Raw genomic sequence first — 15,085 nt, 5'->3', positions numbered from 1 at the left:
GCTGCGCCGGCCGTGCTGTTGTTATGCGCAAGCTTCGCGGCCGGGGCTGACATTAAATTTCCCCGAACGGCAGCCACTCATCGACGACTTGACCGTCATCGATGACCCGGATCGGGCCGTAATGCAGCAAGGTGCCCTCGGATTGATAAGGGCGAAAGAATACGCTGTCGTTGACGGCCAGCGCCGGTGCGTGCGGCCCATTGAGAATCGATTGGTTGAAGCTCAGGCCGAACTGCTTGTTGAGCACTAGTCCGGCGGGTGAGGCAGGCTCGGCAGGCCAGCCGCCGCCATAGATAAAGTAGCTGCGCGCGCGACTGGCGCGGCCGCTATACAGCAGCTTGGATAGCCATGACGGCCCGGGCAAGCGTGTGCCGTGTTGCGCCTTGAGTACCGGCGTGGTGACGAAGATGGCCGGCTCGAATTCGGCCAAGGGCTGGATATCGAACTCCAGCGGCTTGAGCAAGGCCGAGCCCGCCGAGACATCGTTAAGCGGTGAATCTTGGCGGTGCAAGGCAACGGTTGGGCTGCCTGCGCCATTCCAGCACAAGGTCGGTGCGAGCTCGGGAAATTCAGCGCGCGCTATCGCCTGAAAGGCGCGATACATACTGGCGGCCTTGGCAAAGCCGACATCGCGACTTTCCAGCAGCGACGGCAGCTTGCCGACATGGGCGTCGTAACCCATCAAGCCGGAAAATTCCAAATGCCCGGGCGCTTTGCGTAACTGATCCAACAGCGCACGCAAGGCGGATGGATCGGCGACGCCGCCGCGATGCAGGCCGACGTCGATTTCGATATTCACGCGTAGCTTGATGTCCTGGCCACGGGCCAGTTGCAGGTACTCCTGCAATCGCGCCGGGGTATCGATCAGCCATTGCAATTGGCGCGCCGGATCGAAGCTGCTATCGGGCCGATGCCGGTAAAAATGCTGCGCGGCCAGCACCGGCATCGGCTTGCCCATCAGCAGATCGCTGTCGGGATAGCGCTGCACCACCTGACGCAACTGTGGCTCGTGAAACACCATCAGTGCACGGGTGCCGGTCAGCGCCATGGCCTCGTCGAGCAACGCAGGCACCGGCAATGATTTTTCGACCAGCCGAAGTCGCGCTGTCGGTGCGACCAGGTTTTTCAGCCGCACGGCATTGCGGCGCATCCGTGCCCGGTCGATGACCACGCTGGGCCAGGCAATACCCGCGTGATGGAGTGCCTGTTGCAAGGTATTGAAATAGGCATCGTGCGGCCCGCTTGCAGAGGTTTGGCTAGCGGACGAAGTCATGACGCGGGCACCCCGAACAGTTGCCGCAAATACGGATTGAGAAACTTGCCCTGTGGATCGAGCTCGCTGCGCAGCCGTAAAAAACGCCCGAGATCCGGATACAGCGCATGCAGCCCCCTGGTATCGACGGTATGCAACTTGCCCCAATGCGGCCGGCCGCCGTGCCGGCGTAATACCGGCTCCGCCGCGGCGAACAAGGGCCGGTAATCCTGCTTGTGATATTGGTGCACCGAAATCGAGCAGCGCGCTTCGCCTGGCGCCCCCTGGAACGGGCTTAGCCAGTAATTATCGGCGGCGATGAAACGGAACTCGATCGGAAAGAACACATTGACCTTGCTGGCGGCCACGGCCTTGCAGACTTCATCGATGCAGTGGGCTCCAACTGCCGCCGGCACCTGATATTCCATTTCGTTGAAGCGCACATTGCGTGGCGATGCAAAGATTTTATACCACTGGTTTACCCTGTCAGTCGGCTTGATAAAGCGGCCGATCATGGCTTGCAGGCCTCGTCCCAGGCCAGGCGCCCAGCGCGTCAGTTCGCAGCCCAGCTTGAGTGCGAGGTCGTCGGAATCGCCGCCTTGCGCATGCTTGGTGATCGGCTCATTGCTGAGATCGAGGGTCTTGACGATAGCCAGCCTGCTGTTGGGAAACGCAAACAACTCAAAGTGACGATGCCTCTGTGCCCAGCTATCGATCTCGGGCAGCAAGCTATCCAGCGGCTGCACATGCACGCGCTCACGCAAGCGGTAGGCCGGCATGTTTTGCAAGGTGACTTGCGTGATCACGCCGAGCGCACCCAGCGATACGGCAGCGGCTTGAAATACATCGGCGTCGTGGTCGCGGCCGCACTCGATCACTTCGCCCTGCGCGGTCACCAGCCGCAATGCGCTTGCGCCGGCGGCGATGCAAGGCAGGGAGATGCCGGTGCCGTGGGTGGCGGTGGATAACGCGCCGGCGATACTTTGCCGGTCGATATCACCGAGGTTGGGCATGCCCTGGCCGATGCCTTGCAACAAGGGGCCGGCATCGAACAACCGCGTGCCCGCCCAGATACGTGCCTGCTGCTTGGCGGCGTCGTGGTTGACCAAGCCGCTTAGATGATCCAGCGAGAGGATGGCTCCCGAGGTCGGTACCAGCGGCGTAAACGAATGCCCCGCACCGACCACGCGCAAGCTGTCGGCCGCTTGCACCATACGGCGCAACTCGTCCTCATCGCGTGGCGTGCATTTGGCCGATGGCTGCGCGCGCTGCGCGCCAGACCAGTTTTGCCAGGTGGATTGCGTGCCGCGTAGACCATCATCCACGCTGCCGTGTGGCGATGATGGTGCTGGCGAACGCACGGGTTCGTCGGCTACGGAAGAGGACGATCTATCGGACATAGCGCAGGCTCGAAACCACTGAGGCCTTAGTCCAACATACGCATGGATGGCGCCCGGCACTTCGCCGACCCAGCGCTTGAAGGCGCGCCGGAATGCGCGCGCATCACTAAAGCCGAGCTGCTCGCTGGCTTCGGCGACGGTCATGCCTTCGTCGCGCAATAAATGTTGCGCCTCCTGCGAGCGCAGGCGTTCGCTCAGGGCGCGAAACGAGGTGCCGGCCTCGGTCAAGCGCCGACGCAGAGTACGCGTACTCAGGCCCAGTGCCGCGGCGACTTCTTCCACCGACATGGCGACGTTGCCGGTCTGCTGTAGTACATGCTCGATGGCCGTCACGGTATTGGGCGCTTGCTGTCTGCGCGCGCGCGCTTCGAGCAAGGCGCGAAGCTCTGCGGCGGCGACGGGGGAATGGCTGGTCAATGGCAAGGTAAACCACTGGCGTGGAAACAGCGCACGGTGGCGTGGCTGGCCGAACCTGATCGGGCAGTTGAAGATTTCAGCGTAGCGTGCCGCGTGCGGCGGCGCGGGGTAGGCCAGCTCGATGGCATGCGGACGATAGCCTTCGCCGAGCAGGATGCGCACCAGCACCATCACGCTGGCGAACAGCTCTTCGACGACAAAGGTCTCTACCACCAGGTCGCTGGTACGCGATTGCGCCAGCAATGCGGCGAATTGATCGTCGAATTCGGAGGTTACATCCATCAATCCGCCGCTTTGCCCCTGGTAGCGCAGGCCCAGTTCCACCGCTTCGCCGAAGGTGCGCATGGCGGTCATGGCAAAGCCGGGCAGGCCGAAATGGCTGATGTTTTGGCGCTTGCCCACTTCGAGGCCGAGGTCGCTGCGGCCGGTCAACTGGATGGCGCGGCGGATCAGCCGTGCAACCTGACGGTTGGAGACTAACTCGCCGGCACACATATCGGTGTTGCTGATGCCGACATCGGCGCACAATTGCTCGGGCGATACACCGAGCTCGTTCACCAGCCCAGCCAATTCGGCCAGGGCCAAGGGGGCGATCTCGGGAGCGAACTGGTACGGGTCGAGCTTGGGACGTGGCACGTTTAAACCCATAGTGGCCGTGATTGTCCCCATGCTACGCCGGCTTTTTTCCCTCGGCCCTCTGCAGCGCAGCATTCTCGCCAATTGACCTGTTTCGTCCTTATATCCCGGGCTACGGTGGCCTAAGTTGCAGGCATTCGAGGCGCAAGCCGGCTATGTTGGGCGCCTCGCCGCAGATCTTGCCTACTGTCAGGAACTTCCATGGATATCGCCGCTACCACTCCTGTTGTCACGCTAGCCCCGACCCTGCAGCAACTACGTAGCGCATGGGGCGCCCAGCGACCGGATTACACCCAGCGCCGCGACGACCTGCAGCGCCTGCGCAGCGCCTACAAGGCGCGGCTGGACGATATGGCGGCGGCGATCAGCGCCGACTTCGGACATCGTTCCAGGCACGAAAGCCTGATCGGCGAAGGCATGACGGTGTTGACCGAAATCGATCACATGCTGGCGCATCTGCGCCAATGGATGCGCCCTGAACGCCGCAGTGCCGGCTGGCGTTTGTGGCCGGCGCGCGTCGAAGTGCGCTACGTGCCGGTAGGTGTAGTCGGGGTGATTTCACCGTGGAATTACCCGGTCAATCTGGCCCTGGTGCCGTTGGCGACGGCGATTGCCGCGGGCAATCACGTTTATCTCAAGCCCTCTGAGCACACCCCGCGAACCAGTGAGTTTCTGCGTGAGTTGCTGAGCGAAGTGTTTCCGCCCGAACGTGTTGCGATAGCGCTGGGCGGCGCGGATGTCGCCGCTGCCTTTGCCGGGCTGCCGTTCGATCATCTGGTGTTTACCGGCTCGACCGCAGTGGGCCGCAAAGTCATGGCGGCGGCTGCGGCCAACCTGACGCCGTTGACGCTGGAGCTGGGCGGCAAATCGCCAGCGGTGATCGGCGACGATTTTCCCATCGCCGAGGCGGCGGGGCGGCTGGCCACCGGCAAGTTGCTCAACGCCGGGCAGACCTGCATCGCGCCCGATTACGTACTGGTAGCCGAAGCGCGCCGCGATGAATTGGTGCAGGCGCTGCGGGCGGAAGTGGCGCGGCGTTATCCCGAGCTCGATGGCAATCCGGATTACACCCGCATCGTCAATGAGCCGCAGTATCAACGCCTGCGTGGTTATCTGGACGATGCCAAGACGCGCAACATCGAGGTGATTCCGCTGGCCGAGCTGAAGGACCCCGCCCGTGCCCAGGCCGAGCGCTTGCTGCCGCCGACCCTGGTCATCGATCCCAGCGATGACGCCAGGTTGATGCAAGAAGAAATCTTTGGGCCGATCCTGCCGATCAAAAGCTATAAGACGCTGGACGAAGCTATCGGCTACATCAATAGCCATGATCGCCCGCTGGCGCTATATCACTTCAGCCGCAATCGCGCGGAGACCGAACAGCTGTTGGCCCAGGTCGTGGCCGGCGGCGTGTGCATTAATGAAACGCTGCTCCACAATGCCTGCAATAGCCTTCCATTCGGTGGTGTGGGGGCCAGCGGTATGGGTCATTATCATGGCCGTGACGGCTTCGCCGCGCTGAGCAAGATGATGCCGGTACTGCATCAGTCGCGCTGGCCGTTGTCAGACAAAATCAAGCCGCCATACAAGGGTTTCGCCGATCGCATGATTCGTTTGCTCGCGCGCTGAACCATGCCGATGGGCAGGTGAGCCAGGGGTTATTGGGCGTCGCTGCACTGTGGACACAAGCACGGCGCTTAAAAATGGTAAAAGGGCCAACTTGGTTTCTCGATAAGGATTTCAGCCATGTTGAGTACGTTGGCGATCGCCAACTATCGTTCGCTGCGCGCACTGACGTTGCCGCTGGGGCAGTTGAACCTGGTCACCGGCGCCAACGGCAGCGGTAAATCCAATCTGTATCGTGCCCTGCGCTTGTTGGCAGAGACGGCGCAGGGCGGGGTGGTGAATGCGCTGGCGCGCGAAGGCGGTTTGCCTTCGACTTTGTGGGCTGGGCCGGAAAAGATCAGCCGGCGGATGGAGCTGCGCGAGGTGCCGGTCCAGGGCGGGCCACGACAGGAGCCGGTAGCACTCAAGATGGGTTTTGCGGGCGAGGACTTTGGCTATGCCATCGACCTGGGGCTACCGGCGCCACCCATGCCAGCGGCATCGCCGCCGTCGGCGTTCACGCTCGATCCCGAGATCAAGCGCGAGGCAATCTGGGCCGGTCCGTTTTTGCGGCCAGCGAACTTATTGGTGGATCGGCGCGGGCCATTGGTGCGTGTGCGCGATGGCCGCAGTTGGCGAGTCGTGGCCGAGTACATGAATACGTTCGAGAGCATGTTTACCCAGGTCGCCGACCCCGAGCGCGCGCCCGAGGTGATGAGCTTGCGCGAATCGATCCGCGGCTGGCGCTTTTACGATCATTTTCGTTCTGACGCCGACGCCCCGGCGCGCTGGTCACAACTGGGAACACGCACGCCAGTGTTGAGTCATGACGGACGCGACCTCGCCGCGGCATGGCAGACCATTCGCGAGATTGGCGATGAGTACGCGCTGGATTCGGCGGTGGAAGATGCTTTCCCCGGCGCCACGGTCGAGGTCACCACCGATAGCGGTCGTTTCGGCCTGATGTTCAGCCAGCATGGCTTGCTGCGCCCGTTGTCTTCGGCGGAACTCTCCGATGGCACCTTGCGTTACTTGTTATGGATTGCCGCCCTGCTCACGCCACGCCCGCCGCCTTTGATGGTGTTGAACGAACCGGAAACCAGCCTGCATCCCGACCTGTTGCCGGCCTTGGCGCGATTAATCGTGCAGGCATCCAGGCGTAGCCAGGTCTGGGTGGTATCGCATGCTGCTCGCCTTATCGCAGCGCTGGAAGAGGTGCCCGATTGCAACACCATTTCACTTGAGAAAGATCTTAGCCAGACACGCATCGTCGGTCAGCGCCCGCTTGACGAGCCCGCCTGGCATTGGCCCGAGCGCTGAGTCGTTACGATGATGGGTAACGTCGCGAACTAATTGAAGGGCTGACCATGCCCGGGCGATACCTCGCTATCGAGATAGCCAAGCTTGTGTATTTCGTCGAGCGAGGCTAGCGACATACTGTTGAAGTTGGTAAAGATCTTTGTGCAAGCAGGGCAGCTGAAAGGCATCAGTGTCAGCCGCTGCAAATCGACCATCTGGCCGGTTTCATCGCAGACACCAAACACTGCCTGGCAATCCGCGCAACAGGCAAGGATCAAACTCCCCTCGCCGTTACAGCAAGGGCAGCGGGGATGCCGCAGGGTGTAGTGGGTGACGATAACCGCAAGCTCCTGGGGTGGACGAGTGCATGCCAAGTGTTGGGCGGAACGAAAGTATGCGTGACCCGACGATGCCAGGTCGCGCATCGCCCATGGCTTTGAGGCGCAGCTAGGCCAGTCGATTACCGGCCGATATGCACCAGGCTGACCATTGCATCGACGTAGGAGAGTTTCTCGTCGACCAGCAGTGGCAGCAAGGGTGTTACGGAGACTTCGTTGGTCTTGGTCCAGCGCATCTTGCCGCTGCCATCCTTGAAGACGAGGCCGCCGACATCCTGGATGACATACGGCTGATCGTCGATCCTGCCGAGAAATATCATGACGTGGCCCGGGATGTAGATCAGGTCGCCAACCTGCGCCCCGGCGAGGGCTTTCATGCGCAGCTCGTGGCTGTCCTTGGCGGTGAACAGCTGGTGATGAAAGACCGGGCTGCTGGCTTGGTCGCCGGTATTACGTGGCATTTGAACGCCCATGCTGCGATAGACGTCGCTGACGAAACCGCTGCAGTCGCGGCCGTTATAAAGATGGCCCCAGCCATAACGCTCGCCGAGAAACTTGAACGCCTGGCGAATGATATTGGCCTGAGTCAATGGCAGGTAGTCGGCGGAGCTGTCGACGCTGCGCTGCAATAGTGCGGGCTGGAATTGCAGCGAACCATCCGCTGCGCGAGTAGGCAGTTCCAGCGTCCACGACGCATAGGCGCCTTGTCCGTTTACCGGCTGGTCCAGGGCGACGTTGGCCAGCGGTATGCGGGCGCCCATGTCCAGTTGCAGCTCCGATACAGCCGGTGCCTCGGGCGTGAATACGGTGCGCACTTTGTCGCCGGTCACGACACGGTAGGGGGTTTTGTCCGCATAGGAGAGCACCTGGTCGGCGCGGCCTTCGGCGATCGCGCTGCGCTCAACCCACGCGGCATAGTGTGGGCTGACGATAAAAAAATATTCGCCGTCTACGCTGGTATAGGCGATCACCACCGGGTCGCCGGGAAAGATCGTGCTTTCCTGGAAGCGCTCGAAATCTTGCAGCCCCTTGCCGGGAAATGCGCGCAGGCTGGTCGGGAAGTTGCGCAGCGACACGCGGTGTACGGCCATGCCGTAGCGCACTGAAGTCACCGCGGGGATTTTGTCCAGGCCGATATTGGCGACCACCGCGTCGATGGTCGAGGGCGGCAGTGGCTGATCCTTGGCATCGAAGAGCGGTTGTGTCGGTGGCTTGGATACTTTGCTGATCCAGCCCTGGATTTGCTGGCGGGTCAGCGTGGAGCCCAGCTTGCGCAGGTCATACACGGAACGATCCGACTGAAACAGCTGCGCGTTTTGTGCGTTGAGCTGTGCAGCATCCAGGATCAGCTTGTTTGGCGCCGGCGATTTGGCCACCCAGTATTCGGGCGAAAGCATGGCTTCGTCGGTGCCGATCACCCCATTAGCGGGAATCGGCAGCGTGGTGTCCAGGCAGAATGCCGGCGCGCACGTCAGCAGTAGAACCAGGCTGGCTGCGGCACGGAAAGCGATTCGCATAAGGCATCCTTACATAAGCTGGGGTGGAGATAATCTGGCTGCCTGAGCTCGTTGCCGCTGAGTGCGCGTTGGCTGAGGAGCGGCAGTCTGCTGTGAGCGGTGCTCGGGTTGACCCAGGTCGCCATCGCTGCGAGCAGATGGCGATATTTATGGCAGCGGTGGGTTAGCCAAGCATGGCGCCCATGGTCAGCGCGCAGAGCAACATGCAGACGGCCAGCAGGCTTTCCAGCATCAAGGTCTCGAATTTCATGGCAGTACTCCGTAAGTGGGAAATGAAGCTTTCGAGGTATCTATGGCAAAGGCCGTGCCAACAGCTCAGATCCTCGGCAGGCCGCATTCTTAAGCCATCATCCTGGTTGTCCCTGCGGCGGTGTCGACTGTCCGCGGACGATGCAGGTGTTTGTCCGGACATGGCACGGACAGCGGACAGTGCATGTCCGCTATCAGGCGAGGGCGGCAGTGCAGGTTTTTGGGCGGGATGACATGCGCCTGGTCGGCGGGCGTATCAAAGCTCGTGTCGAGATGGGCGCGCTTTCGCTTTACCGCCTGAAACAGACATCTATTTAGGGACGTCCTTGTCGCGCCATTGCAGGGGCGCAAGAAATAGCGCCGTCACTGCCCTATGGCCAGTAGTAGCGCCCGCCAGACCCATGCCATGATGCGCGATCCGTCGCGAGCAGGATGCCCGGTGGGGGTGCCGGCGGCGGCTTTCATGCATGGGATGCATATGTCCAAAACGATGAAATGCTTGGGGCGGGCTAATGGAATGGCCTTGGCGGTGCTGCGTGGAGCCATGGTGTTGCTCAGTTTGACGGCGGTGTTCGCGGTGCATGCCGCGAGCCTGGATGCGTCCCTGCTGCCAAAGATTCAGGGCGCTACCTTCGAGGTGGTGGCGGCCAAGCCGGTCGACGATCCGCTGACTTACGAAAAACCCCTGCCGCTGGATCTGCTCCCTTTTCAGGAGCGCAATGACAAGTACTACTCCATCGGCACCGCCTTCGCGATTGGCCACAATCGCTATATCACCGCGGGCCATGTGTTGCTGGCCGGCGTGGATAGCCTGTGGGGGCAGCCTTCGCTGCGTGATGCCAGTGGCCATGTCTATGCAATCGACAAAGTAGAGAAGTTCGACCTGCGCCGCGATTTCGTGGTGTTCTCGCTCATTGGCGATCCTGCGCCTGCTCCGCTGGAAGTCGACACCAAGCCGGTACTCAATCAAGAGGTTTATGCCGTCGGCAATGCGCTGGGCACCGGCGTGGTGATTCGCGATGGCCTGTACACCTCCGATACGCCAGAACAGCAAGACGGCGTCTGGAAGTGGATGCGCTTTTCTGCCGCCGCTTCGCCCGGCAACAGTGGTGGCCCGTTGCTCAGCAAAGAGGGCAAGGTCATCGGCGTGGTGCTGATGAAATCGGCCAACGAGAATCTCAACTATGCGCTGCAGATCGGCGATGTGTTGAATGCACCTTCCGGCCAGGCGGTGATCGACAAGCGCGTGACCTATCAGCTCGACATCTTCAGCACGACGCTGAGCAACCAGATCAAGAGCAATTTCGCGCTGCCGCTCGGCCTCGCCGATTTCTACAGCGCGTACCAGAAGCGGTTCGACGATTACGTGGACGCGCAGCTCAAGGAAATCCTGGCCAAGGATGCCGACAAATTGTTCCCGCACGGCGACGGCTCGAACCGGCTGCTGTATGGCGGGTCCTGGATGAATAGCTTGCCCGCGCTGATTACGCGCAACAGCACTGGCGATTGGAGCTTGAACGTCAAGGAAGGCAATGTCATGTCGCTGGCCGCGAACGGCTATGTAGAAACCGGGGTGTTGAACCACACCTTCTTTCTGCACCTGCGCCGTCCGGATACCTTGCCGGCCAGCAAGCTTTACAACGATCCGGCCGCGCTTGCCGAACAGCTATGCAAACTGGGCATCTTCACGCGCGAGGTGGGTTCGGAGAAGATCCGCATTACCTCGCTGGGCAAGCCGCTGACCGACACGGTGTATACGGATCAATGGCAGCGTCGCTGGCAACTGCGTGTATGGACGATGCCGTATGCCAACGCCAAGATCGTCACTTACTCGCTGCCGGTACCGAATGGCTACGCGATGCTGCTGCGGTTCGCTTTGCCGGGGCAAAGTTATGACAATACGGCTGACCTGCGTACGCTTACCGACTTCGTCTCGGTGGGTTACTCGGGCACCCTGGCACAGTGGAAAGACTATCTACAGAACACCGCGCTGTTGCCTGCCGGGTTTAAGGACATCCATATCGATATCGACTACCAGCATCGCTTCAGCTATGCCTCGAAGCGGCTGGCCTTTGCCTTTACGCCAGAGCTGCAGAAGATCGAGCCGGACAGCACGCTGACCGTGGGTACCGGGTTTCTGCCCGATCATGGCAAAGTCGTGTGGGATGTGAACACGCTGTCGATGAAGGCCAGTGTGCACGACCCGGACCGCGTGCATATCGAACGCAATGTCGTTCCGCCTAACGATATGGACGACGGCTTCAAGAGCTATTGGGACAAGTTGGCAAAGCGCCGCCACCCTTACGAGGGCGTGGCCTACACCACCGATGGCGAAACCAATATCGCCGCGCCGGCCGGGGATGCCGCATCCAACGTGTTGTACTCGGTGTACTACGTGATGGCCGGTACCCAGCCGCAGGACGCGATGAAGCCCAAGCTCGATCTGTTGCTGAAAGACATTCAGCTCAAGGAGCATTGAGCTGGGTTCATGAGTAAACCCAGCGGCGATTTGCCGCTGGGTCGTCCCAGGTACTTGGCGCGGGTCAGCGCAACGATCTTTCCGAGTCCCTGCTCAGGCATGTGGCAGCTTGCCCTGGCGTTGCTTGATCAGGCTATGTATCGCCAGCGCGCCGCCGAACTGCTGCAGCAAACCGCCTTCGGCAAGCTTGCCCAAGGTGATGGGGCTGAAGCCGAGCGAGGTGACGAGCGAGGCGATCTGCTCGTTGGCATCGGCGTGATCGCCTGCAACGAAAATCGTACGATTGCCATCGCTGCGCCGCGGCTCCTCCGTGAGCACGGCGGCTGGCAGCGTATTGAACGCCTTGACGATCTTGGCGCCGTTGAACTGTGCCGCCACGACCTGGCTGGAGGGGCGCCCGCCAAGATCCAGCGGTTTGAAGGCGGGGAACTCGATCGCATTGGTGGCATCCACCACGATCTTGCCGGACCAGTCATGGCGCAGTTTGGCGACTTCGCCTACCGAATCGAACGGGATGGCGAGGATGATCACTTCCGCATCGAGAGCGTCGGCGGTTTCCGCGGCACTTACGCTGGTACCGAATGCTTGCGCTGCGTCTTCCAGTGAGGCGGCTCCGCGACGATTGCTGATGACGGTCTTGATCTTGCTGCGGGTGAACTGTGTGGCGAGGGCGCTGCCAATGGCGCCTGATCCGATAATGGCGTAGCTCATGAGAGGTCTCCTGGTGAGTCGTCGATGGGATGGTCGATGGGATGGGAGTGAGGGATTAGCGCGACTTGTGGTCGAGGCTGATCGGGCCCGCGCCATGGACGGTTAGCAGCAGGAAGGCGCCGGCGATCGATACGTTCTTCAGGAACATGATCATCTGCATCTGATCGGCGAAGTGGTTGTGGAACAGGATGCCGGTGAGCAAGGTGAAGCCTGCCAGCAGGAACGAAACGATGCGGGTTTTCCAACCCAGAATGATGGCCAGCGAACCCAGCACTTCGGTGGCGATGACCAGCGGAAGTACCGCGCCGGGCACGCCGACGGAAGCCATGTAGCCGGCGGTAGCGGCATAGGCGCTGATCTTGCCCACGCCGGAGAGCAGGAACAGGCCGACGATCAGTACGCGACCCAGCAGCTCGGTGGCGTTCTTCAGGGTCAGCTTCGAGGTGGCTTCGGCACGGCCGGTGGCGGTGCTGTAGCTAGCGGTTTCGATCTTGGTGTTCATGATGGTTTCTCTCTCTTTGAGGTGATGGAGTCGGTGAAATCGATGGACTGGATTTACTTCAGGCGGCCGACAGCGCGTAGCTGGCGGCCGATGCTGGCGATCTGCGCTTCGCCTTGGGCGAGAGCGCGAGCGTTGGTATGGACGGAGTACTTGCCCATGACTAAGGGGTAGGGGTGTTTGACGGCGGCGCCGAGTACAAAGGACATGTCGTCATGGGCCACGATGTCGATGGCATGCTCATCTTCTTCAAAGATGACCAGGTCGCCGGCGTTGAGGCCTTCAGGCATCGTGCTCGTGCCTTGGTGCAAGGCCATCCACGCCACGGTCTCGTTGGGCTTTGGCTGAAAGCGCCAGTGCTCGCCGGCCTTCAGGCGCACATGCAGATAGGTGATGCCGGCGGGTGAACGGATCGGGCTGCTCGTGCCCTGGTAGTGTCCAAGCAGAACGCGCACCGGACCCACGCTGGGGACATCTTCGGGTGCGATGTATTGGCTTTCCGGGTTGCCGTTTTCCAGCTCCGGTGGCAAGGCGACCCAGAGCTGGAAAAGCTTCATCGGCGTATGGCCGGTGACGTAGCCGTCGTGCCAGACCCCGCCCGCCGCCTTCATCCATTCCAGGCCACCCGCCAGCACTTCGCCTTGCTTGCCGGTGGTGTCCTCGTAGGCCAGTTGGCCTTCCAGTACGACCGTCAAGGTGGCGATGCCCGACTGCGGATGGATGCCGAACAAGGGTTGACTCGATGGCGGCACCACGCCGGCATCCAGGAACACAAAGGGCTTGATCCACTGGCCGAGATCGGAAGGGCTGACCAGGCGGGTGATCGGGCCGTGGTGATAACCGGTGGTGACCGTACGGATCTTGCGTGGCGTGGTCACCCGCTCGGCGGTCGGTACGGATGGCGATAGAAGGGAAGCAACAGCGTTCATGGGGGCGTCCTCGTCTGCGATGGAGAAAGGCTAGGCCTTGTCCATGCATCCGAATAGCCTATATATTTCGATTCAATCTATCGTTTTGGACGATACATATGCTTGACGCCGTCACGCTGGACCAGCTGCGCACCTTCATTGCCGCCGCCGAAGAGGGCAGTTTTTCCGCCGCCGGCCGCAAGCTGCGGCGCGCGCAATCGGTGGTGAGCCAGACGCTGCTGAATCTCGAAGCCCAGCTAGGCGTGACGCTGTTCGATCGCAGGGAGCGCTTTCCCAAGCTGACGGAAGTGGGCGTGGCGCTGCTGACCGAGGCGCGTGGCGTGGCCGATCAGATGGATGGCTTCAAGGCGCGCGCGCGTTCCATGAAAGAGGGTTTGGAGCCCGAACTCTCGGTGGCGGTGGACGTGATGTATCCGATGGAAGGGCTTACCCGTGCCGCCGGTTATTGCCGCGAGTTTTTTCCCAATACGCCCTTGCGCGTTTATGTGGAGGCGCTGGGCGGGGTGATCCGGCCCGTGATGGATGGGGTGTGCCGCATCGGCATCGTGGGCTCGCTGCCGGTGATACCCGATGAGCTTGCCGCGGAGCCGCTGATCGATCTGCCCTTTATCACCGTGGTGGCGCCATCGCATCCGTTGGCCAAGCACAAGGGGGTGGTCAGCAAAAAGCTGGTCGAGAAGCAGATACAGCTAGTGCTTACCGATCGCACACCGTTGTCTGACGGCAGGACTTTCGGCGTGCTCTCGCCACTCACCTGGCGCCTCGCCGACCTCGGTGCCAAGCACGCTTTTTTGAACGCGGGATTGGGCTGGGGACATATGCCCTTGCATATGGTCAAGAAGGATCTCGACGCGGGAGCTTTAGTGAAGATCAACGTCGAGGGGATTGCCCGCGATGTGTTTCTTCCCATGCACGTGGTTTATCGCAAGGACGCGCTTCCCGGGCCGACCGGTCGTGCCTTCATCTCGCAATTGCGTTTCTGACGAGGTGTCGATCGAAGCCCGGCCATTCCGTTTGATCGGATCTTCCCCACGAAGGGCTCGTCACGTTTTGCTATTTGCCCTGGCGCCGCCTGACATGGTCGCTGCGCAGGTCAGTGGCTGTCCCTGCGGTGTTTCACTCCAGCTCGACGAAGCGCACATCGCGGCCAGCGCAGTCCGCTGCCATCGGCGGCTGCCATAGGTCGCTGGCGAGTTCAAAAATCTCGGCGGGTACGACCATCGAGAACGTCGCGCCCTTTTCGGCATTGCGCTGCTGCACGCGTTGGCGACGAATATCTCTGGGCGCATCCAGCACATAAAGCGTGAGGTCGATGGCTTGCTCGTCTATTTGAGCGCAGAAGGCTTCACGTTCATGCCGCTGGATCAGGCCGATCTCAAGCACGACATCGGTGCCCACGCCGATCAGGCTTTGGCTGATCTTCCAGATTTGCCTGAGGCATCGCCTAGTGCGTTCGATATACCAAGCCATGGTGTCTTCATGCGGACGATCCTGGCTAAAGAGTTCGGCGATCCAGTCGTCAAGATTCAAACGCACGGCGTTGTGTTGCTGAGCCAGTTGCAAGGCGTAGGTCGATTTTCCTGCGCCGACCGGGCCGACGATGAGATGGACGCGGGCTTTGCGTCGCTGCGGCAAGTCTATGGGTGTTGCGGCGGTGCTGGCTTTCGCTTCCGTGAGGCTGGCACTGGAAGCGGTTTGTGACGGATGGGTGGGCTGATTCATGGCGATGTCACCTTGAGTGCAAGACGCGAAACAAA

The 15,085-nt window shown here is 61.2% G+C and carries 11 protein-coding genes; 4 read left to right on the top strand and 7 right to left on the bottom strand.

All coding sequences use genetic code 11. The annotated features are described in order from the left end of the window. Positions 1 to 52: 52 nt before the first annotated feature. Positions 53 to 1,273 carry an alanine racemase gene (locus tag OUZ52_RS06215; RefSeq protein WP_266157501.1) on the bottom strand — a complete coding sequence of 407 codons (1,221 nt, stop codon included), beginning with the start codon at positions 1,271 to 1,273 and terminating at the stop codon, positions 53 to 55. Continuing rightward, positions 1,270 to 3,705, bottom strand: a complete 2,436-nt coding sequence (locus OUZ52_RS06210) for a D-arabinono-1,4-lactone oxidase (protein ID WP_266157500.1) — start codon at positions 3,703 to 3,705, stop codon at positions 1,270 to 1,272. The genes OUZ52_RS06215 and OUZ52_RS06210 overlap by 4 nt, the downstream gene beginning before the upstream one ends. 201 nt (positions 3,706 to 3,906) lie before the next feature. Between OUZ52_RS06210 and OUZ52_RS06205 the strand changes: the two genes are divergently transcribed. After that, entirely contained in the window at positions 3,907 to 5,331 is a 1,425-nt protein-coding gene (locus tag OUZ52_RS06205) for a coniferyl aldehyde dehydrogenase (RefSeq protein WP_266157499.1), read from the top strand. 117 nt (positions 5,332 to 5,448) lie between these two features. Beyond that, positions 5,449 to 6,627 carry an AAA family ATPase gene (locus tag OUZ52_RS06200; RefSeq protein WP_266157497.1) on the top strand — a complete coding sequence of 393 codons (1,179 nt, stop codon included), beginning with the start codon at positions 5,449 to 5,451 and terminating at the stop codon, positions 6,625 to 6,627. A gap of 439 nt (positions 6,628 to 7,066) precedes the next feature. Here the strand turns inward: OUZ52_RS06200 and OUZ52_RS06195 are convergent, their stop codons facing one another. Beyond that, a complete protein-coding gene (locus tag OUZ52_RS06195) occupies positions 7,067 to 8,461 on the bottom strand; it encodes an SH3 domain-containing protein (protein ID WP_266157496.1) in 1,395 nt (464 codons plus the stop codon). A gap of 778 nt (positions 8,462 to 9,239) precedes the next feature. Here OUZ52_RS06195 and OUZ52_RS06190 point away from each other — a divergent pair. Further along, the gene (locus tag OUZ52_RS06190; protein WP_266157519.1) at positions 9,240 to 11,189 is read left to right on the top strand and encodes a S1 family peptidase; all 1,950 of its coding nucleotides are present in this window, start codon (positions 9,240 to 9,242) and stop codon (positions 11,187 to 11,189) included. Positions 11,190 to 11,282: 93 nt separating this feature from the next. On the opposite strand, the gene OUZ52_RS06185 is transcribed toward OUZ52_RS06190, so the two are convergent. The 3 genes from OUZ52_RS06185 to OUZ52_RS06175 are packed head-to-tail and all read right to left on the bottom strand — an operon-like array spanning position 11,283 to position 13,328. Next, the gene (locus tag OUZ52_RS06185; RefSeq protein WP_425493803.1) at positions 11,283 to 11,996 is read right to left on the bottom strand and encodes an NADPH-dependent F420 reductase; all 714 of its coding nucleotides are present in this window, start codon (positions 11,994 to 11,996) and stop codon (positions 11,283 to 11,285) included. After that, entirely contained in the window at positions 11,956 to 12,402 is a 447-nt protein-coding gene (locus OUZ52_RS06180) for a DoxX family protein (protein ID WP_266157494.1), read from the bottom strand. Before OUZ52_RS06180 ends, OUZ52_RS06185 begins: the two co-directional genes overlap by 41 nt. 53 nt (positions 12,403 to 12,455) lie before the next feature. Then, positions 12,456 to 13,328 (bottom strand): pirin family protein, encoded by an 873-nt coding sequence (locus OUZ52_RS06175; RefSeq protein ID WP_266157493.1) that lies wholly within the window; start codon positions 13,326 to 13,328, stop codon positions 12,456 to 12,458. A 98-nt stretch (positions 13,329 to 13,426) separates the two neighbouring features. Between OUZ52_RS06175 and OUZ52_RS06170 the strand changes: the two genes are divergently transcribed. Further along, complete coding sequence (locus OUZ52_RS06170) at positions 13,427 to 14,311, top strand: LysR family transcriptional regulator (protein WP_266157492.1); 885 nt, start codon at positions 13,427 to 13,429, stop codon at positions 14,309 to 14,311. 133 nt (positions 14,312 to 14,444) lie between these two features. Here OUZ52_RS06170 and OUZ52_RS06165 read toward each other — a convergent pair whose 3' ends face one another. Next, the gene (locus OUZ52_RS06165) at positions 14,445 to 15,050 is read right to left on the bottom strand and encodes a P-loop nucleotide/nucleoside kinase family protein (RefSeq protein ID WP_266157491.1); all 606 of its coding nucleotides are present in this window, start codon (positions 15,048 to 15,050) and stop codon (positions 14,445 to 14,447) included. Positions 15,051 to 15,085: the final 35 nt, after the last annotated feature.

Source organism: Dyella silvatica, from assembly GCF_026283955.1.
In the GTDB taxonomy this organism is placed as follows: domain Bacteria; phylum Pseudomonadota; class Gammaproteobacteria; order Xanthomonadales; family Rhodanobacteraceae; genus Dyella_C; species Dyella_C silvatica.
The sequence above is the reverse complement of the archived record's forward strand: the minus strand, read 5'-3'. Positions and strand labels throughout refer to the sequence as shown.